The organism is Streptomyces sp. NPDC002004 (assembly GCF_053593975.1).
On sequence record NZ_JBSFDP010000006.1, the window covers coordinates 123,318 to 141,627 of the forward strand.

An 18,310-nucleotide genomic window follows, 5' to 3' on the forward strand; every position below is an offset into this window, starting at 1 on the left:
GTTCCTGGCAAGCACTCCGGCCGTTAGCCACCCAAAAGGGGTGTCATTCTCCAGATCAAACCTGCATCCACTCGATGACACGCCGCTTAGGCCCCTAGGATTCCCCCTATCACCTCACCGGTCTCATTCGACAGGAACCCCATGAGCGACACTTCCCCCTACGGCTTCGAGCTTGTGCGGCGTGGGTACGACCGCGCTCAGGTGGACGAACGCATTTCCAAGCTCGTCTCCGACCGTGACAGCGCCCTGTCCCGCATCACCGCTCTGGAAAAGCGCATCGAGGAACTGCATCTCGAGACGCAGAACGCCCAGGCCCAGGTGACCGACGCGGAGCCGTCGTACGCCGGTCTCGGAGCGCGCGTCGAGAAGATCCTCCGCCTCGCCGAGGAGGAGGCGAAGGACCTGCGCGAGGAGGCCCGGCGCGCGGCGGAGCAGCACCGCGAGCTCGCCGAGTCCGCGGCCCAGCAGGTGCGCAACGACGCAGAATCGTTCGCTGCCGAGCGCAAGACGAAGGCCGAGGACGAGGGCGTCCGGATCGTCGAGAAGGCGAAGGGCGAGGCGAGCCAGCTGCGCGCCGATGCGCAGAAGGACGCCCAGTCGAAGCGCGAGGAGGCGGACGCCCTCTTCGAGGAGACCCGCGCCAAGGCCGCGCAGGCGGCAGCGGACTTCGAGACCAATCTCGCCAAGCGCCGCGAGCAGTCGGAGCGGGACCTGGCCTCGCGTCAGGCCAAGGCCGAGAAGCGGCTCGCCGAGATCGAGCACCGCGCCGAGCAGCTGCGTCTGGAGGCGGAGAAGCTGCGCACCGACGCCGAGCGCCGGGCCCGCCAGACCGTCGAGACCGCCCAGCGCCAGGCCGAGGACATCGTCGCGGACGCCAACGCCAAGGCCGACCGTATCCGCAGCGAATCCGAGCGTGAGCTCGCGGCCCTGACGAACCGCCGCGACTCCATCAACGCCCAGCTGACCAACGTCCGCGAGATGCTCGCGACGCTGACCGGCGCGGCGGTGGCGGCCGCCGGCACGCCTGCCGAGGACGAGCCGGTCAGCCGGGGGGTCCCGGCCCAGCAGTCCCGCTGACGCACGGCTTCGCAGGCCCGCGGTCGCGCTGACGCGCAGGTTCGCGGACGCGACGTCCCAGTGCCCCGTACCGGGTGTCCGGTGCGGGGCACTGCCGTGTCCCGGGCCGGACTCCCCCTTGGGTGTCCGGCCGGACCGTCAGGTATCGAAGGAGGGACATGGCGCCCATAGCGGTCGCGACCCTCCGGCACTCGTCTTAGCGTGAGTGCGTGATCCAGCTAGAGGGGCTGACCAAGCGGTACGGGGACACGGTGGCTGTCGACCATCTCACGTTCTCCGTGCGACCCGGCATCGTCACGGGGTTCCTCGGCCCGAACGGCGCCGGGAAGTCCACCACGATGCGGATGATCCTGGGCCTCGATCACCCCACGTCCGGCGACGTCCGGATCGACGGCCGGCACTACGACGAACTCAAGGACCCGCTGACGTACGTGGGCGCGCTGCTGGAGGCGAAAGGGGTGCACGGCGGCCGCAGCGCCTTCAACCATCTGCTCTGTCTCGCCCAGAGCAACGGCATCCCCCGCACCCGCGTCGACGAGGTCCTCGACACAGTCGGACTGTCCTCGGTCGCCCGCAGGAAGGCGAAGGGGTTCTCGCTCGGCATGGGCCAGCGCCTCGGCATCGCGGCCGCGCTCCTCGGCGACCCGCGCATCCTGATGTTCGACGAGCCGGTCAACGGCCTCGACCCGGAGGGCATCCACTGGATCCGTACGCTGATGAAGTCGCTCGCGGCCCAGGGGCGTACCGTCTTCGTCTCCTCGCACCTGATGAGCGAGATGGCCCTGACCGCCGACCACCTGGTCGTCATCGGACAGGGGCGGCTGCTCGCGGACACCTCCGTTGCGGACTTCATCGCGCGGAACGCCCGCTCGTACGTACGGCTGCGTTCCCCGCAGCGGGAGCGGCTGCTCGACGTGCTGCACGAGGCGGGGATCACCGCCGTGGAGTCGGGCAGCGCGCTGGAGGTCGACGGGGGCAAACCGGAGCAGATCGGTGAGCTCGTGGCACAGCACCGTCTCGTCCTGCACGAGCTGAGTCTCCAGCAGCCGTCGCTGGAGGAGGCGTTCATGCGGCTCACCGCCGCGTCCGTCGAGTACCACGCGCACGCCGACCCGTCCGCCGGCGGCTGGCAGTCGCGTCAGTCGTGGAAAGGGGCCTGACCATGGTGCCGGCACAGGTCGTCAGGTCGGAGTGGACCAAGATCCGGTCGGTGGCGTCGACCGTGTGGACGCTGAGCGTGGCCGCTGTCGTGACGATCGCACTGGGAATGCTGATCAGCTTCCTGTCCCGGCGCGAGTTCGACGGCATGAACGCCGGGGAAAGCGTCACTTTCGATCCGACGTACATCAGTTTCACGGGGATGAGCCTCGGGCAGCTCGCGATGATCGTATTCGGCGTGCTGGTGGTCTCCAACGAATACAGCACGGGAATGATCAGAACCTCGCTGGCGGCGGTTCCGCAGCGCGGCACCTTTCTGTTCTCCAAGATCGCCGTGGCCACCCTGCTCGCCTTCGCCGTCGGCCTGGTGACCAGCTTCGCCGCCTTCTTCCTCGGCCAGGCGATGCTCGGCGACCACAAGGCGTGGATCGGTGATCCGGGAGTGCTGCGCGCGGTGATCGGCGGCGGCCTCTACATGGCCCTCATCGCGATGTTCTCCATGGGCGTCGCCACCATGCTGCGCAGCCCGCTGCTGTCGCTCGGCATCCTGATGCCGTTCTTCTTCCTGATCTCCAGCATCCTCGGGAACGTGTCGGCCACGAAGAAGATCGGCCGTTATCTGCCCGACCAGGCGGGCAGCAAGATCCTCCAGGTGGTCACGCCGCCGGGCGACGACACCCCCTACGGGCCATGGGGTGGACTCGGAATCATGGTGCTGTGGGTGATCGCGGCGCTGATCGGCGGATACGTCCTGCTCCGGCGCAGAGACGCCTGACGTGCACTGACACACGCCGTCAGGTTTTACTTCCTCTTGGCCGGAACCGTCAGCGCCCGGATATCCTCCTAACCCTTACGGGGGGCGTGGGCCCCGACGTCCTGAACCTTTCGATGGGTGCGGAGCATGATCGAGGCAGTCGGCCTGACGAAGCGCTACGGCGCCAAGACAGCCGTGTACAACCTTTCCTTCCAGGTGCGGCCGGGCGCCGTCACCGGCTTTCTCGGGCCCAACGGTTCGGGCAAGTCGACGACGATGAGGATGATCCTCGGCCTGGACCAGCCCACCTCGGGGCAGGTGACGATCGGCGGCCACCCCTACCGCAAGCTGCCCAACGCCCCCCGCCAGGTGGGAGCGCTGCTCGACGCCAAGGCCGTGCACGGCGGCAGGCACGCCCGCAACCATCTGCTCTGTCTCGCCCAGCTGTCCGGTATCCCGGAGCGCCGTGTCGACGAGGTACTGGGCGTGGTGGGTCTCCAGGACGTGGCGAAGAAGCGCTCCAAGGGATTCTCGCTCGGCATGGGCCAGCGGCTCGGCATCGCGGCCGCGCTGCTCGGCGACCCGCAGGTGCTGCTCTTCGACGAGCCGGTCAACGGCCTCGACCCGGAGGGCATCCTCTGGGTGCGCAACCTGATGAAGGCGCTCGCGGCCGAGGGCCGCACCGTCTTCGTCTCCTCGCACCTGATGAGCGAGATGGCCCTGACCGCCGACCACCTGATCGTGATCGGCCGCGGCCAGCTGCTCGCCGACATGAACATCAAGGACTTCATCTCCGCGAACTCCGCCGACTTCGCGCGGGTGCGCACCCCGGCCACCGAGCCGCAGCAGCGTGAGAAGCTGTCGGCCGCGCTCACCGAGGCGGGCGGCCAGGTGCTGCCCGAGACGGACGGCGCACTGCGGGTGACCGGCCTGCCGCTGCCGCGCATCAGCGACCTGGCTCATGACGCCGGCGTACGGCTGTGGGAGCTGTCCCCGCATCAGGCCTCGCTGGAGGAGGCGTACATGCGGATGACGCAGGGCGCCGTCGACTACCGCTCGACGATCGACCAGAAGGAGGGGCTCATGCAGCCCCTCCCGCCGGGGATGCAGCCGCCGGTGCAGATGCCGGTGCCCGGGCAGGGCCAGCCGGGCTGGTACGCCCCGCCGCCGCCCCAGCAGGGCGGTCAGCCGTTCGCGATGCCGCAAGGGCCGGGATACGCGGCCCCGGGTGCTGCAGGGCCCGTGCCGAACCCCTACGCGGCGCCGCAGCAGCCGCCGGCGCCCGCGCAGGCCCAGCCGCCCGCCGCCGCCCCCGCATCCCCCGACCTGACCAAGCCGCACAGCGAGGACGCCCGATGAGTACGCCGCCGATGCCGACGACGCCGCAGCCGCAGCAGCCTCCGGCCGCGTCGCCCGCCCCTCAGTGGCAGGCGACGCCCGGCGCCTCGTACACCTCGCCGATCCCGGTCAGACGCACCCACCTCGGCAACGCCCTCGCGTCGGAGTGGACGAAGATCAGGTCCGTGCGTTCCACGATGTGGACGCTGGGGATCTTCCTGGCGCTGGTCGTCGGCCTCGGCCTGCTCATCGCCGCCGAGACCACGGACACGGACTACACCACCTCGCCGTACACCATCCCCGCCTTCTTCGGACTGATCCTGGGCCAGATCTGCCTGATCACGCTGGGCGTGCTGGTGATCACGTCGGAGTACGGGACCGGGATGATCCGCACGACGTTCACCGCGTCGCCGCAGCGGCACCGGGTGCTCGCCGCGAAGTTCCTGATCTTCTTCGCCGTCGCGTTCGTGGTGTCCGTCGTCGCCATCGCGCTGGTCGGTCTGATGGCCTCCGGCATGCACAGCGGGGCGTCGGACAAGCCGTGGGCCGGCACGGTCTTCAAGGCCGCGCTGTACGTGTCGCTGCTGGGCGTCCTGTCGCTCGCCGTCGGGGCGATGCTGCGGCACTCCGCCGGTGCGATCACCGCGATGCTGGGCCTGGTCCTCGTCCCGGCCATCCTGCCCGCGTTCCTGATGATGTCGCAGAGCACCCAGAAGCTCGGCGAGAAGATGCTCGAGTACAACGCGCCGAACTCGCTCGCGAAGATCTTCCAGATCGGGGCGGAGGGCGGCAGCGGCGGCAGCTCCCAGCTCTGGCTCCTGGTCGGCCTGACCGCCGCCGCCGTCGTCGGCGCCTTCGTCCTCCTCGACCGCCGGGACGTCTAGGCACCCGTCGCCGGGCCCCGCGCAGGGCCCCGCCGCCGCGGCCCGTCAGTACCGCGGCCCGTTCCTGGACCGCTGCACCCTCGTGGTGCGGCGGTCCTTCGCGTTCCAGCAGGCCTTGTGCCAGTGGCGCCGCTCGTCGACGCCCCCGTACTGGGGCCACGCCACGACATGAGGGACCCCGGAGGGGATCATCTGGTCGCAGCCCGGGCACCGGTACGTCTTGCCGGTCGCGCTCGCGCCCGCGACATGGCGCACATTCCACTCCTCGCCCTGCCAGTCCTCGGTGCGCTCGAACCCGCCGTACCGGCCGCCCGGCTCCTCGTCGCCCGGACCGGGGCCCCTACGGGCTGACGGACGGTTTCGGCGCGGGGACACGGGCACACCTCACGGGCTATACAGGAATGTCGGGCCGTCTCCAGCCTACGCGTCGACGACCTGGGTAGGCGAAGGGAACCAACCGCCTTAAATCCCCCGCCCTTTCCGCAGACAATCCGCCAATCTCTTCGCGAGACCGTGCCCTTGGCACGTGTCGGGCGTTGTTGCCGGTAGGGGGGAGCGCCGCGTCGGCGCCAAGGAAGGCAGGAGCGATGCGCGTAGGAAGTTTTGTACTGGCCGCCCAGTTCCCGGGCCAGGGCCAGGGGGAGGCACTGCACCGTGCGGTACGGACCGCCGAGGCGGCCGAGGAGTCGGGTCTCGACGCGGTCTGGCTCGCCGAGCACCATTTCGTGCCGTACGGCACCTGTCCCTCCGCGGTCACCCTGGCCGCGCTGCTGCTCGGCCGCACCCGTCGCATCCGCGTCGGCACGGCCGTGAGCGTGCTGCCGACCGCGCACCCGGTGGCGCTCGGCGAGCAGGCGGCCCTGCTGCACGTGACCTCGGGCGGCCGGTTCTCGCTGGGCGTGGGCCGCGGCGGGCCCTGGGTGGACCTGGAAGTGTTCGGCACGGGTGTCGAGGCGTACGAGAAGGGGTTCCCGGAGTCGCTGGACCTGTTGCTGCGCTGGCTGGGCGAGAGCCGGGTCGGGGCCGACGGCGAGCGGTTCCGATTCCGCGAGGTCCCCGTCGTGCCGCGGCCGACGGAGGCGCTGAGCGGCGCCACCGGGCCCGAGGTGGTCGTGGCATGCACCTCCCCGTCGAGCGTGACGCTGGCGGCACGGCGCGGTCTGCCGATGCTGCTCGGCATGCACATCGGTGACGAGGAAAAGGCGGAGATGGTCGCCTCCTGGCGGGCACAGGCGCGCGCCGCGGGCCGCAGTCCCGAGGAGATCGCCGATGCCGGCCATGTTTCGGCCGGAGTCGTCCAGATTGCCGATCGCCGCGTGGAGGCCGCCGAGACCCTGCTGAAGGCGATGCCCGGCTGGCTGAAGCACGGGCTCGACGCGCATACGACGGTCGACGGCCGTGCCCGCGCGATGCGGGACCCGGTCGCGTACACCGAACTCCTCTGCAGGCTGCACCCCGTGGGCAGCCCGCAGCTGTGCACCGACCGGCTCCAGGCGACCTCGGAGCGCACCGGGATCACCCGCTTCGCCCTCCTCGTCGAGGGTTCCGGCGACCTCGCCGCGACGGAGGAGAACGTACGACGACTGGGCGCCGATGTGCTGTCACAGCTGAAGTGACGGCCGACGCCCCCGGGAGCTTGCCGCTCCGTCCCGGTGCCACCTCCCCCGACGGAACGGCAAGCAGGCGGTCACAGCCGTGTCAGCAGTCCCGCAGCTCGGGCGATTGGTTCAGCAACTGGCCCCGTACGGAGGTGAAACGCGCGAGCCTCTCATCCACGGACGGATCCATCGGGAACACGGCCACACGGTGGCAGTTCTGGAATGCGAGCCGCACTCCGAAGTGCCGCTGGAGCGCGCCGCGTATCGCGTCACTCGCAAGCGCACGCAGCAGCTGACCACGTGCCTGCTCGTCCGGCGGAGGCGTCTGGTTGTCGGCGAAGTCACCGCCATCCACCTTCAGCTGGGCCACCAGGGAGCTGATCATCTCCCATGCGAAGGGCAGGGAGGTCCGGACGCAGTCGACGAATTCCGCTTCGTCGACCTCGCCTCGCTCGGCCTGTTCGAGTAGGGCCGGTGAGACGTCGAGCGACATGGGTTCTCCTCTCACACCCCCGCGAGCGGGGGCTGACGGACAGGGAAGGAGTTCGCATACGCTGCGTGCACGGATCGCGACCTCCTGCGTCCACGGTAAGCAGTACACCCTGCTCGCACCAGGAGAATGCGCGCACAACCGGCCACGCACGAAGGGGTCGTATACAGGAAGAAACGGATGCGCGGCAGATGGACGCGTGGGACATGGCGACGACGGTCCGCCGTGGGCCGCTCCCTGCCGGGTCGCCGGGCGAATCGCGTCCACCGCCGTCCGTCGAGTAGCGTTGCCGACCATGCGTCTCGTCATTGCCCGCTGCTCCGTTGACTACGCGGGCCGGCTCACCGCCCATCTCCCGTCGGCGCCTCGCCTCATCCTGGTGAAGGCGGACGGCAGTGTTTCGATCCACGCGGACGACCGGGCCTACAAACCCCTCAACTGGATGTCACCGCCCTGCACCCTCAAGGAGGGCAGCGGTGACGAGAGCGGCGTGTGGACCGTCGTGAACAAGGCGGGCGAGAAGCTCATCATCACGATGGAGGAGGTACTGCACGACTCCTCGCACGAGCTCGGGGTCGACCCCGGTCTGATCAAGGACGGCGTGGAAGCGCACCTCCAGGAGCTGCTCGCCGACCGGATCGAGACGCTCGGCGAGGGCTACTCCCTCATCCGCCGCGAGTACCCGACGGCCATCGGCCCGGTGGACATCCTGTGCCGGGACGCCGACGGCGGCACCGTCGCCGTGGAGATCAAGCGGCGCGGCGAGATCGACGGTGTGGAGCAACTCACCCGCTATCTGGAGCTGTTGAACCGCGATCCGCATCTCGCGCCGGTGCGGGGTGTCTTCGCCGCCCAGGAGATCAAGCCCCAGGCCCGGGTCCTCGCCACCGACCGCGGGATCTCCTGCACGGTCCTCGACTACGACGCCCTGCGCGGCATCGAGGACGACAAGCTGCGTCTGTTCTGACCCTGCGCTCGTACGTACGAGGGGCCGCCCCGGCATCCGGGGCGGCCCCTCGTCGCCGTCCGCGCGGTCAGATCACAGGCGCCGGCCCCGATGTGCCCGGAGTGCCTGTGGACGGGCTGCCGGCCGCGCTGCTGCCCGCCGGGCTCGACGGGGTGGAACCACTCGCCGATGTGGACGTGCTGGGCGACGAGCTGCCGGTCGGCGTGGGGGTCGGTGTCGGGGACGGCGACTTCGTCGGGCTGGGCGACGACGACTTCGTCGGCGTCGGCTTCGACGTCGGGGGCTTCGACGTCGTCGGCCTGTCCGACGGCCTGCCGGTCGGCTTCTTCGTCGGCCTGCTCGTGACCGAACCGCTGTCCGACGGGGTCGGCGTGCCCGGGCGGGCCGGCGTCGGATCGTCCGATGTGCCGATGAGGCCGTCCTTGCCCGGGTCGGTGCGACGGGGCTTGGCGGCGTCGCCCGAGCCGTCGCCCGCCTTGTCGGCGCCGAGGCCGTCGTCGCCGGTGTCCTGGCTGGCGGCGGGGTGCACTCCGACCTTGTCGGACGGCGTGTCGTGCTGGTCGGAGGTGGCGCCGAGGGTGACCACGGTGCCGAGCACCGCGGCGAGCAGGGCGCCCGCACCCGCCGCGACCACATTGCGGCGGGCACCGGTGAGCCTGGCCCACGGGCCGCTCGCGGACTTGGCCGCGGGGACCGGGGAGCGGCCGTCGCGCGGCGTGAGCAGCGTCTCCGCCTCGCCGTCCGTGCCGGGCAGCGCGAACGCGGCCGGGACACCTCCGGGCGGTGACGCGGACTCCTCGTACCGGGCTGCCGGCACCTCCTCGCCCGCCGGGGTGCGCCCTCCGGGGACGGCGCCGCCCGAGCGGTCCGCGACCAGCGCGAGGGCGCGGCGGCCCGCGACGGTGCCGCGCTTGTCGGCGAGGGCGCCGCGCAGCGCGATGGACGCCTCCAGTTCGGCGCGGGCCCGGTCGAGCTGTCCGCCGCAGAGCGCGAGCACGCCCAGTTCGTGGTGGAAGTAGGCGGCGTCGCCGACCTCGCCGGAGAGCCGGGCGGCTTCCTGCCCCGAGCGCAGCGTGCGCTCCCAGGCGCCCCAGTCGAGTCCGGCGGCGAAGGCGGGCGCGGCGGCGCGGGCCAGCTTCACGGCGGTGCTCTGCTCGCCGCTGTCCGGGGTGACGGTGGTCGTGGCGGGCACGAGCGTCGAGAGCGCGGCGAGAACCGCGTCCGCCTCGGCGCAGACCCGCTGCGGGGTCACCGACGGGTGGCCGGCCCACCAGGCGTAGTGCTGTGCTGCGGTTTCGACGCGGTCGGCGGACTCGGCGTCGAAGCCCGCGGCCTCCAGCTGGGTGCGGACGCCGGAGGCGAGCCGGTAGCGCGGTCCGACGGGTGTGACCAGGGCGGCGCCCACCAGTTCGGCGAGCGCGGCGTCCGCGTGGGTGTCGCCGACGAGGGCGGGCAGATGGGCCTGGTGCGGCACCTCGCCGCCGAGCGCCACGGCGAACCGCAGGGTGGCACGGGCGGAGGAGCTGAGCCGGGAGGCGAGCAGCGCGGCCGGGGCTGCCCCGTCGGCGACCGAGGGCAGCGGCACCACGTGGTCGTCCTCGGTGAAGGGGGCACCTCCCTCCTCGAGCGGAGTCGAGAGCTCGGCGGCAGGGGTGCCGCCGAAGTAGCCGTACTCGTCGAAGGCCTCCGGGTCGGTGCGCAGCCGGTCGCGCTGGCGCAGCAGGGCACCGGCCTGGACGAAGCGCAGCGGCAGGCCCTCGGATTCGAACCACAGGTCGCCCGCCCAGTTCTCCTCCTCCTCGGTGAGGGCGCGGCCCACGGCGCGTTCGAGCAGGTCGACGCCGCTGCTGCGGCCGAGTCCGCCGAGGACGACCTCCTCGACGGACTCGTCGTCGGACGGCCCGGGCACGTCGGGCGTGGTGGCGACGACGAAGGCGCACTCGGGGGTGGCTTCGAGGAGTTCGCCGAGCGCGGCGCCGCCGAACTCCAGGTCGTCGAGGACGACGACGGCGCCGATGCCGCGGACGAGTTCCAGGAGCAGAGGGCGGTCGGGCCGGTGCTTGTCGACGTCGTACACGGCAGCGGCCAGGTCGCGCAGCAGTTCGCCGACGGTGCGGCGGTGGCCGGACAGGCGGATGACACCGTCGGGGGCGAGGTCGGCGCAGTCCTCGGCGACGACGTCGAGCAGCGCGGTGCGGCCGGAGCCGGAGGGGCCGGTCAGGCGGACGGAGCGGCCGCGGGCGAGGAGTCCGACGAGGCGTTCGCGCTCCTCCTGGCGCTCCAGCAGCGGCAGCCGGGGCAGTGCGGGACCGGGCGGGACGGGCGGCTGGGCGGCACGACGGAGTTCGGTGCGCTCCGCCTCGCCGTGCTTGGCCGGGGCGGCGGGCTGCTCACCCGGCGGGCAGAGCTCGATCTCGCTGCCGTCGACGGGGTTGACGGTCAGCAGGAAGTCGCCGGCGACGAGCCGGACGGTGCGTGCGTACGCCGCTCCCGAGCGGTCGCCGCCCTGTCCGAGCGGGGGTGTGAGTGCATCGCGCGGAGGGCGCTGCGGGGTCGCCGCCGGGCCTTCCTCGCGGTGGGTTTCGTCGCCGTTCGCGTCCTCGTCGAACTCGTCGGCGCCGCGGTTCATCGGGTCCATGGTCAGCCCCCCAAAAGCGTCGTGTGCCGAGCCCCTCCCGGCCTTGTGCACACCGCGCTGTCGCTTCTGGTCCGGTGCCCGCCGTCAAGGGTTTTCATCATGGGCGGGCGACCGCACCCTAGACCTTCGCCCAGTATCCCGAAACCAGCGGGGTGCCGCGTGGTCCGAGACATCACAGTCTCGTGAGGATTGCGCCCGAGGGGCGCTTCGTACCCCTCGCACGCGTACGACCGGATCGCACGCGCCTCGGTCCGGCACTCGGGTGCGCTGCCGCCTCAGACGCGGGGCAGCGACTCCAGACCGATGCCGCCCTCGATGGCGAGGATCCGGTGCAGCCGGGTCGCCACGAGCAGCCGCTGCATCTGGGGTGGTACGCCGCGCAGTACGAGTCGGCGTCCGCAGCGCCCGGCCCGCCGGTGCGCGCCCATGATGACGCCGAGGCCGGTGGCGTCCCAGGAGTCCAGTTCTGACAGGTCGAGCACCAGGTCACCGGCTCCGTCGTCCACGGCCGAGTGCAGGACCGTTCGGGCGTCCGCCGCGCTGCGGACGTCGAGGCGGCCCCCGACGACCAGCTCGGCGTGGTCGCCCCTGATGTGCATATGCGCTCCCCGGGAGTGTGTGTACATCACTGCAACTGACTGACTGTCCGTTAGGCGGAACCGTTGCGCCCTGTAAGCGAACCGATACCAAACTCCCCCCGAAAGGGTGACCGGCGGGACGGCTCCCCGCCGGTCCGACGCATCAGCGCTCGATCATCCGTGCTTGTAGAAGCCCTGCCCGCTCTTGCGGCCGATGTCACCGGCGTCAACCATCCGGCGCATCAGCTCCGGCGGAGCGAACTTCTCGTCCTGCGACTCGGTGTAGATGTTGCTGGTGGCGTGCAGCAGGATGTCGACGCCCGTGAGGTCCGCGGTGGCCAGCGGCCCCATGGCGTGGCCGAAGCCCAGCTTGCAGGCGATGTCGATGTCCTCGGCGGAGGCCACACCCGACTCGTACAGCTTGGCGGCCTCGACGACGAGCGCCGAGATCAGGCGCGTGGTGACGAACCCCGCCACGTCGCGGTTGACGACGATGCAGGTCTTGCCGACCGACTCGGCGAACTCCCGTGCGGTGGCCAGGGTTTCGTCGCTGGTCTTGTAGCCGCGGACGAGCTCGCACAGCTGCATCATCGGGACGGGCGAGAAGAAGTGCGTGCCGACGACCCGCTCCGGCCGCTCGGTGACCGCCGCGATCTTGGTGATCGGGATGGCGGAGGTGTTGGAGGCGAGCACGGCGTCGTCACGCACGAGCTTGTCGAGCGTACGGAAGATCTCGTGCTTGACCTCGAGCTTCTCGAAGACCGCCTCGACCACGATGTCGGCGTCGGCCGCGGCGTCCAGGTCGGTCGTCGTGGTGATGCGCGCGAACGCCGCCTCGGCGTCGGCCGCGTCGAGCTTGCCCTTGCTCACGAACTTGTCGTACGAGGCCTTGATGCCGTCGGTGCCCCGGGTCAGCGCCTCGTCCGTGACGTCCCGCAGGACGACGTCCCAGCCGGCCTGTGCGGAGACCTGAGCAATACCGGAACCCATGAGTCCGGCGCCGATGACGGCGAGCTTGCGTGCCACTGTCCGACTCCCCTTACACGCTGTTTACGTTCGGTTCTCCGGCGGACATTAGCGCTCGTGAGGGGCCGTGGGGCGGGGAAGAGATGCGCGTCACGTCTCGAATGACGGACATCACACCGGAGCGACCGGTTCTGACGGCTCGTCCGGCGCACGCGCGCGCACGAACCACCGCAGACTCCCCTCATCCCTCGTGGCGAATTGCGTAGTTGAGAACCTTTTCACCGAGCAGGGCCTCCATCTCGTCGAGCAGCCCCAGCACCTCGCGCGAGACCTCGTCGGGGCTCCGCCCGGCCATCATCTCGCGGCCGATCACCGCCATGACGGTCTGGTGAACCCAGTTGATCTGCCCGGCGACCAGGGTCGGCAGCCGGTCCCCCGGATCCGCGCCGGTCTCCTCGCGCAGCGCCCGCTCCAGGTTCTCCAGCACCTCCTGAGCGATGCTCCACAGACGGGAACGGAGGGCGGGTGCGCCGTCGATGACCCGCATGAATCCGGCATAACCGTTGAACAGGCCCATGCGCGGCGAAACCGCCTCCACCTCCTCGCGGATCTCGCGCAGCACGGCGTCGGCCGCCGACTCGCCGGCGCGGCGTCCCCGCACCCAGCGCGAGAGCCGGTCGACGATGCCCTGGCTCCGGTCGAGGAAGAGGTCCTCCTTGGCCGGGAAGTAGTTGTAGACGGTGTTCACCGAGACATCCGCGGCCTGGGCGATCTCCGCGATGGTCACCGCGTCGAAGCCGCGCTCCAGGAACAGGCCGGTGGCCATGTCCGAGATGTACTGCCTCGTCTGCCGCTTCTTCCGCTCCCTGAGCCCCTCTGCCATGCCGCCCATCGTAGCCGTTCATTGGACTCCCTGAAATTTTGGTGTCGTTGCAAAATTTCAGTGACTCTGTTTTTCTGTGGGCATGCCAGTCATCACGGCGTCCGGCCTCGCCCGGACCTTCACCACCCAGCGCGGCCGTGTCGAAGCGGTCCGCGGTATCGACCTCTCCGTGCAGCGGGGCGAGATCCTCGGCTTCCTCGGCCCGAACGGCGCGGGCAAGACGACGACCCTGCGCATGCTCACCACGCTGCTCGCACCCACCGGCGGCCGCGCCACCGTCGCGGGCCACGACCTGGCGCAGGACCCGGTCGGAGTGCGGCGCAGCACCGGCTACGTCGCCCAGTCCGGCGGCGTCGACCCGACCGTGACGGTCGGGGAGGAGCTGGTGACCCAGGGGCGGCTCTATCGCATGAACAGGGATCAGGCCGCTTCCCGAACCGAGGAGTTGGCCCGGGACCTCGGGCTGACGGACCTTCTGGACCGCAGGACGGCCGCGCTCTCCGGGGGCCAGCGGCGCCGCCTGGACATCGCGATGGGCCTCATGCACCGCCCCGAGGTGCTGTTCCTGGACGAGCCGACCACCGGGCTCGACCCGGGCAGCCGCGCCGACCTGTGGGATCTGGTGCGCCGGCTGCGCGACGAGCACGGCACCACGGTCTTCCTGACCACGCACTACCTCGACGAGGCGGACGCGCTCGCCGACCGGATCGTGGTCGTGGACCAGGGCGTGGTCGCCGCGGAGGGCACGCCGAGCGCACTGAAGCTGCAGTACGGCGGCTCGATCGACGCCTCGCTCCAGGACACGTTCCTCGCCATCACGGGACGCGGCCCGGCCGCCGACCCGGCCGCCCCGGTCGCCGTGTGACCTGCGCCTACGCCGCCTCCCGCGGCGTACCGGACCCACCCCGCAGAACTCAGTAGAGGACTCCAGATGCTCCTGCACGACACCGCGCTGATCTTCGGCCGCTACGCACGGCAGACGCTGCGCTCCCGCTTCCAGATCCTCTTCGGCGTCCTGATGCCGATGCTCTACCTGTTCTTCTTCGGACCGCTGCTGACCGGTCTGCCGCTCGCCTCGCACGGCAGCTCCTGGCAGGTGCTCGTGCCCGGGCTGCTGCTCCAACTGGGCCTGTTCGGCGCCGCGTTCTCCGGGTTCGCGGTCATCATCGAGAACAACCACGGCATCGTGGAGCGCATGCGCGTGACACCGGTGAGCCGGCTCGCGCTGCTGCTCGGCCGGGTGCTGCGCGACGCCGCGCTCTTCGTCTTCCAGGCGGTGCTGGTGGTCCTGGCCGCCCTCGCCATGGGCCTGCGCGCGCCGCTCGCCGGGGTGCTGATCAGCTTCGGCTTCGTCGCCCTGCTGACGACGGCCCTCGCCTCGCTCTCCTACGCGCTGGCGATGAAGGTCCGCACCCCGCAGGAGTTCGGCCCGGCGATCAACTCCGTCGCCATGCCGACGATGCTGCTCTCGGGCCTGATGCTGCCGATGACGCTGGCCCCCGGCTGGCTCGACGTGGTGTCCCACTTCATGCCCGTGCGCTATCTGGTGGACGCGATGCGCGACGCGTACGTCGGGCGGTACGCCACCGACCACATGCTGTACGGCGTGCTGGTCGCCCTCGGTTTCACGGGACTCGCCGTGACGGTCGGCACACGGGTCTTCCGGACGGCCGGCGCCTAACTACGCTGACCTCATGGTCAACCTGACGCGCATCTACACACGGACCGGCGACCAGGGCACGACGGCCCTCGGGGACATGAGCCGCACCGCCAAGACGGACCTGCGGATCTCGGCGTACGCCGACGCCAACGAGGCGAACGCGGTGATCGGCACCGCGATCGCCCTGGGCGGCCTCGACGAGGAGGTCGTGCAGGTGCTCACCCGCGTCCAGAACGACCTGTTCGACGTGGGTGCGGACCTGTCCACGCCGGTGGTCGAGGACCCGAAGTTCCCGCCGCTGCGGGTCGAGCAGTTCTACGTCGACCGGCTGGAGGCGGACTGCGACCGCTTCAACGAGCGCCTGGAGAAGCTGCGCAGCTTCATCCTGCCGGGTGGTACGCCGGGCGCGGCGCTGCTGCACCAGGCCTGCACCGTCGTCCGCCGTGCCGAGCGCTCCACCTGGGCCGCCCTGGAGGTCCACGGCGAGACGATGAACCCGCTGACGGCGACGTATCTGAACCGTCTGTCCGACCTGCTGTTCATCCTGGCGCGGACCGCGAACAAGGAGACGGGCGACGTCCTCTGGGTCCCGGGGGGCGAGCGCTAGCGAGCCGGGCCCGGCGGACGAGCGGTCGGCGACGGCAGGCGGCAGGCGGCAGGCGGCAGGCGGCAGGCGGCAGGCGGCAGGCGGCAGGCGGCAGGCGGCTAGAGCCTGCTGTGCGGGCGGCTGTGCTCCTCCTGCGGTGCGCCCGCCGGGGCCTTCTTCGGCCAGATGAGATAGGTCAGGGCGATCACTCCGTGGATCCCGGCGGCCCGCAGCGCGACCGCCTGCCAGGAACGCAGGGGTCCGACGGCTCCCGGGTCGCCGACGTACCGGACGGCGATCTCCAGCAGCGCGCACGCCACGGCCGCCGCGAGGACGGTACGCAGCCAGAGCCTGCCCTCGTGGCGGGCGCGGGCGATGCCGTAGCGCGGCGGCCCGGGCGGACGCGGGCCGCCGCCGAGCCGGTGGGCGGCGTGCGCGTCGAGCCAGGCGATGGTGGAGTGACCGAAGCCGACGGTGAAGCCGATGTAGACGGCGGCCAGGCCGTGTTCCCAGTCCGGCTCGGCACCGTTCTTCAGATCGATCGCGGTGACGGCGAGCAGCACCACCTCCAGCAGCGGCTCGCACAGCAGCAGCGCGACGCTCGTGCGGCGCAGCTTCAGCAGATAGCGCACGGCCAGCCCCGCCGCCAGCAGCACCCAGAACCCGACTTCGCAGGCGACGATCAGCGTCACGACCACGGCTCGCTCCTCTCGTTCACCCTCCCAGGCTCCCGTGCGGCCGGGCGCGGATCGTCGTCGTCGGTGACGAAGTGCGACTGCATCCTTCGATGTACCGACGCGTCCCGCACGGCTCCTCCTCGAGCAGCACGCGGTGGCCCGTGGCCGCCGTGTTGGATGGGGGCATGTCCGTGCCGCTCCCCCGCCCCCATCGCGGGGACGTCCTCATCGCCCTCGCCGGTGTGCTCGGCGGCCTGCTGCTCTGGACGCTCGGGCTGCACTCGCAGGGCGGCCGCCCGCTGGGCGGGGCCTGGGTGCTGGCCCCGCTCGCGGTGACGGCGGCACTGGAGCTGGTACGCCGCTCCCACCCGCAGTTCGCCCTGCTCGTGGGCACCATCGCCGTCATCGCGGACCAGTTCACGGTGGGCAGTCTGGCCACGGTCGTGATGTTCACCGACCTGGTGTACGCGGCCGTGCTGTACGGCACTCCCGCCGCGGCCCGCCGGATCCCGGTGACCACGGGCCTGATCACGGTGGCCGTCACGATCGGCTTCCTGAGCTGGTGGCACAAACCCGAGGCGCTGCAGCTCGGCGCCGTCACGGCGATCGTCTGCTTCGCCCCGGCCGCCACCGGCGCCCTCGTCCGCAATCACCGCGAGGTCGCCGAGACGGCCCGGCTGCGCGCCGAGCAGACGGCGCTGCTGGCCGAGATGGACCGGACGCAGGCGGTCACCTCCGAACGGGCCCGGATGGCCCGGGAGCTCCACGACATGGTGGCGAACCACCTGTCGGCGATCGCGATCCACGCCACCGCCGCGCTGTCGCTCGACGATCCGCGCACCACGCACGGTGCGCTCACGGTCATCCGCGAGAACAGCGTCGAGGGGCTGGCGGAGATGCGGCGCCTCATCGGCATCCTGCGCGATTCGAGCGGTGACCGTGAGCCGGCGGCGGCCCCCACCCTGGACGGTCTGGGCACCCTGGTGGACGGCGCACGCGGCAACGGTCTGGACGTCGCCCTGGACGACGCCCGGCGCGCCGACGAGAGCCTTCCGGCGCCGATCGGTCTCGCGGCGTACCGCATCGTGCAGGAGTCCCTGACGAACGCGCTGAAGCACGCCGCGCCGGGCCCGGTCACGGTGGCGCTGGCCCGCCACGACGCCGGGCTCACGGTCACCGTGCGCAGCCCCCTGGGCGAGCGGCAGGGACCGGGGGCCCCCGGCTCCGGCCACGGACTCGTCGGCATGCGGGAGCGCACCGCACTGCTCGGCGGCACCTTCGGGGCGGGGCCCGAGGACCAAACCTGGTGTGTCCGGGCCGACCTGCCCGTCGATCCGACCGACTCTCCCGTGAAGGAGTGACCGAGACATGATCCGCGTACTCGTCGCGGAGGACCAGAGCGCCGTGCGGGCGGGACTCGTCCTCATTCTGCGCAGCGCCCCGGACATCGAGGTCGTCGGCGAGGCCGCCGACGGCGAACGGGCGGTCGCGCTCGCCCGGGAACTCCGCCCCGATCTGGTGCTGATGGATGTGCAGATGCCGCGAGTGGACGGGGTGACGGCCACCCGGCAGATCGTCGCGGAAGGGTTCGCGGATGTGCTCGTCCTGACCACCTTCGACCTCGACGAGTACGTCTTCGGGTCGCTGCGCGCGGGTGCGGCCGGCTTTCTGCTGAAGAACACGGAGGCGAAGGACCTGCTGGAGGCGGTCCGTGCGGTCGGCCGCGGCGAGGGTCTGATCGCGCCCGCGGTGACCCGCCGGCTGATCGCGGAGTTCGCTGCGCAGCCGGTACGCGGTGCGGTCGGGGCCGATCCGTCGGTGCTGGACGCGCTGACGCGGCGTGAGCGCGAGGTGCTCGGATGCCTGGGCGAAGGGCTGTCGAACGCGGAGATCGCGGATCGTCTCGGCATGGCCGAGACGACGGTCAAGACGCATGTGAGCCGGTTGCTGGGCAAGCTGGAGCTGCGCAGCAGGGCCCAAGCGGCGGTGCTGGCACGGGAGTTGACTCTGTAGCAGCTTTGGTCCAGACCTCTTGACCGTTGGTCCAGACCTTTCT

At 71.2% G+C, this 18,310-nt stretch carries 19 protein-coding genes; 12 read left to right on the forward strand and 7 right to left on the reverse strand.

Annotated elements, in window-relative coordinates:
* Positions 1-141: 141 nt before the first annotated feature.
* The 5 genes from ACWCP6_RS12640 (at position 142) to ACWCP6_RS12660 (ending at position 5,211) form a co-directional block, all read left to right on the forward strand.
* A complete protein-coding gene (locus tag ACWCP6_RS12640) occupies positions 142-1,077 on the forward strand; it encodes a cellulose-binding protein (protein ID WP_450932393.1) in 936 nt (311 codons plus the stop codon).
* 209 nt (positions 1,078-1,286) lie between these two features.
* The gene (locus ACWCP6_RS12645) at positions 1,287-2,237 is read left to right on the forward strand and encodes an ABC transporter ATP-binding protein (protein WP_450932394.1); all 951 of its coding nucleotides are present in this window, start codon (positions 1,287-1,289) and stop codon (positions 2,235-2,237) included.
* 2 nt (positions 2,238-2,239) lie between these two features.
* The gene (locus ACWCP6_RS12650; protein WP_450932395.1) at positions 2,240-3,010 is read left to right on the forward strand and encodes an ABC transporter permease; all 771 of its coding nucleotides are present in this window, start codon (positions 2,240-2,242) and stop codon (positions 3,008-3,010) included.
* Positions 3,011-3,136: 126 nt separating this feature from the next.
* Entirely contained in the window at positions 3,137-4,348 is a 1,212-nt protein-coding gene (locus ACWCP6_RS12655; protein WP_450932396.1) for an ATP-binding cassette domain-containing protein, read from the forward strand.
* The gene (locus tag ACWCP6_RS12660; protein ID WP_450932397.1) at positions 4,345-5,211 is read left to right on the forward strand and encodes an ABC transporter permease; all 867 of its coding nucleotides are present in this window, start codon (positions 4,345-4,347) and stop codon (positions 5,209-5,211) included. Before ACWCP6_RS12655 ends, ACWCP6_RS12660 begins: the two co-directional genes overlap by 4 nt.
* Before the next feature lie 45 nt (positions 5,212-5,256).
* Here ACWCP6_RS12660 and ACWCP6_RS12665 read toward each other — a convergent pair whose 3' ends face one another.
* Positions 5,257-5,586, reverse strand: coding sequence for an ATP/GTP-binding protein (locus ACWCP6_RS12665; protein ID WP_450932398.1), 330 nt, complete (start codon positions 5,584-5,586; stop codon positions 5,257-5,259).
* A 212-nt stretch (positions 5,587-5,798) separates the two neighbouring features.
* On the opposite strand from ACWCP6_RS12665, the gene ACWCP6_RS12670 reads away from it, so the two are divergent.
* Complete coding sequence (locus ACWCP6_RS12670) at positions 5,799-6,827, forward strand: LLM class flavin-dependent oxidoreductase (RefSeq protein WP_450932399.1); 1,029 nt, start codon at positions 5,799-5,801, stop codon at positions 6,825-6,827.
* An 82-nt stretch (positions 6,828-6,909) separates the two neighbouring features.
* On the opposite strand, the gene ACWCP6_RS12675 is transcribed toward ACWCP6_RS12670, so the two are convergent.
* On the reverse strand, positions 6,910-7,302 hold the full coding sequence (locus tag ACWCP6_RS12675) for an SCO5389 family protein (protein ID WP_450932400.1): 393 nt from the start codon (positions 7,300-7,302) through the stop codon (positions 6,910-6,912).
* A 292-nt stretch (positions 7,303-7,594) separates the two neighbouring features.
* Between ACWCP6_RS12675 and nucS the strand changes: the two genes are divergently transcribed.
* A complete protein-coding gene (gene nucS / locus ACWCP6_RS12680; RefSeq protein WP_450932401.1) occupies positions 7,595-8,266 on the forward strand; it encodes an endonuclease NucS in 672 nt (223 codons plus the stop codon).
* A gap of 67 nt (positions 8,267-8,333) precedes the next feature.
* Here nucS and ACWCP6_RS12685 read toward each other — a convergent pair whose 3' ends face one another.
* The 4 genes from ACWCP6_RS12685 to ACWCP6_RS12700 all read right to left on the reverse strand — a co-directional run bounded on the left by ACWCP6_RS12685 (position 8,334) and on the right by ACWCP6_RS12700 (position 13,331).
* Positions 8,334-10,904: an ATP-binding protein gene (locus ACWCP6_RS12685; protein ID WP_450932402.1), complete on the reverse strand. Its 2,571-nt coding sequence runs from the start codon at positions 10,902-10,904 to the stop codon at positions 8,334-8,336.
* Positions 10,905-11,179: 275 nt separating this feature from the next.
* Positions 11,180-11,503: an STAS domain-containing protein gene (locus ACWCP6_RS12690; RefSeq protein ID WP_450932403.1), complete on the reverse strand. Its 324-nt coding sequence runs from the start codon at positions 11,501-11,503 to the stop codon at positions 11,180-11,182.
* 153 nt (positions 11,504-11,656) lie between these two features.
* Positions 11,657-12,508, reverse strand: coding sequence for a 3-hydroxyacyl-CoA dehydrogenase family protein (locus tag ACWCP6_RS12695; protein WP_450932404.1), 852 nt, complete (start codon positions 12,506-12,508; stop codon positions 11,657-11,659).
* 181 nt (positions 12,509-12,689) lie between these two features.
* Positions 12,690-13,331 carry a TetR/AcrR family transcriptional regulator gene (locus ACWCP6_RS12700; protein WP_450932405.1) on the reverse strand — a complete coding sequence of 214 codons (642 nt, stop codon included), beginning with the start codon at positions 13,329-13,331 and terminating at the stop codon, positions 12,690-12,692.
* Positions 13,332-13,413: 82 nt separating this feature from the next.
* Between ACWCP6_RS12700 and ACWCP6_RS12705 the strand changes: the two genes are divergently transcribed.
* The 3 genes from ACWCP6_RS12705 to ACWCP6_RS12715 all read left to right on the forward strand — a co-directional run bounded on the left by ACWCP6_RS12705 (position 13,414) and on the right by ACWCP6_RS12715 (position 15,598).
* Entirely contained in the window at positions 13,414-14,196 is a 783-nt protein-coding gene (locus ACWCP6_RS12705) for an ABC transporter ATP-binding protein (RefSeq protein ID WP_450932406.1), read from the forward strand.
* Between the two features lie 66 nt (positions 14,197-14,262).
* On the forward strand, positions 14,263-15,012 hold the full coding sequence (locus tag ACWCP6_RS12710; protein WP_450932407.1) for an ABC transporter permease: 750 nt from the start codon (positions 14,263-14,265) through the stop codon (positions 15,010-15,012).
* A gap of 13 nt (positions 15,013-15,025) precedes the next feature.
* Complete coding sequence (locus tag ACWCP6_RS12715) at positions 15,026-15,598, forward strand: cob(I)yrinic acid a,c-diamide adenosyltransferase (RefSeq protein WP_450932408.1); 573 nt, start codon at positions 15,026-15,028, stop codon at positions 15,596-15,598.
* Between the two features lie 98 nt (positions 15,599-15,696).
* On the opposite strand, the gene ACWCP6_RS12720 is transcribed toward ACWCP6_RS12715, so the two are convergent.
* Entirely contained in the window at positions 15,697-16,275 is a 579-nt protein-coding gene (locus tag ACWCP6_RS12720; RefSeq protein WP_450932409.1) for a hypothetical protein, read from the reverse strand.
* Between the two features lie 164 nt (positions 16,276-16,439).
* Here ACWCP6_RS12720 and ACWCP6_RS12725 point away from each other — a divergent pair, with 164 nt between their 5' ends.
* Positions 16,440-17,615, forward strand: coding sequence for a sensor histidine kinase (locus ACWCP6_RS12725; protein ID WP_450932410.1), 1,176 nt, complete (start codon positions 16,440-16,442; stop codon positions 17,613-17,615).
* Positions 17,616-17,622: 7 nt separating this feature from the next.
* Entirely contained in the window at positions 17,623-18,267 is a 645-nt protein-coding gene (locus ACWCP6_RS12730; protein ID WP_450932411.1) for a response regulator, read from the forward strand.
* Positions 18,268-18,310 lie beyond the last annotated feature (43 nt).

What these genes read in the sequence shown, in the direction of transcription:
- ACWCP6_RS12640 (WP_450932393.1), top strand. Translation starts at nt 142, where the DNA reads ATGAGCGACACTTCCCCCTACGGCTTCGAGCTTGTGCGGCGTGGGTAC.
- ACWCP6_RS12650 (WP_450932395.1), top strand. Translation starts at nt 2,240, where the DNA reads ATGGTGCCGGCACAGGTCGTCAGGTCGGAGTGGACCAAGATCCGGTCG.
- ACWCP6_RS12655 (WP_450932396.1), top strand. Translation starts at nt 3,137, where the DNA reads ATGATCGAGGCAGTCGGCCTGACGAAGCGCTACGGCGCCAAGACAGCC.
- ACWCP6_RS12660 (WP_450932397.1), top strand. Translation starts at nt 4,345, where the DNA reads ATGAGTACGCCGCCGATGCCGACGACGCCGCAGCCGCAGCAGCCTCCG.
- ACWCP6_RS12670 (WP_450932399.1), top strand. Translation starts at nt 5,799, where the DNA reads ATGCGCGTAGGAAGTTTTGTACTGGCCGCCCAGTTCCCGGGCCAGGGC.
- ACWCP6_RS12675 (WP_450932400.1), bottom strand. Translation starts at nt 7,302, where the DNA reads ATGTCGCTCGACGTCTCACCGGCCCTACTCGAACAGGCCGAGCGAGGC.
- nucS (WP_450932401.1), top strand. Translation starts at nt 7,595, where the DNA reads ATGCGTCTCGTCATTGCCCGCTGCTCCGTTGACTACGCGGGCCGGCTC.
- ACWCP6_RS12685 (WP_450932402.1), bottom strand. Translation starts at nt 10,904, where the DNA reads ATGGACCCGATGAACCGCGGCGCCGACGAGTTCGACGAGGACGCGAAC.
- ACWCP6_RS12690 (WP_450932403.1), bottom strand. Translation starts at nt 11,503, where the DNA reads ATGCACATCAGGGGCGACCACGCCGAGCTGGTCGTCGGGGGCCGCCTC.
- ACWCP6_RS12700 (WP_450932405.1), bottom strand. Translation starts at nt 13,331, where the DNA reads ATGGCAGAGGGGCTCAGGGAGCGGAAGAAGCGGCAGACGAGGCAGTAC.
- ACWCP6_RS12705 (WP_450932406.1), top strand. Translation starts at nt 13,414, where the DNA reads ATGCCAGTCATCACGGCGTCCGGCCTCGCCCGGACCTTCACCACCCAG.
- ACWCP6_RS12710 (WP_450932407.1), top strand. Translation starts at nt 14,263, where the DNA reads ATGCTCCTGCACGACACCGCGCTGATCTTCGGCCGCTACGCACGGCAG.
- ACWCP6_RS12715 (WP_450932408.1), top strand. Translation starts at nt 15,026, where the DNA reads ATGGTCAACCTGACGCGCATCTACACACGGACCGGCGACCAGGGCACG.
- ACWCP6_RS12725 (WP_450932410.1), top strand. Translation starts at nt 16,440, where the DNA reads ATGTCCGTGCCGCTCCCCCGCCCCCATCGCGGGGACGTCCTCATCGCC.
- ACWCP6_RS12730 (WP_450932411.1), top strand. Translation starts at nt 17,623, where the DNA reads ATGATCCGCGTACTCGTCGCGGAGGACCAGAGCGCCGTGCGGGCGGGA.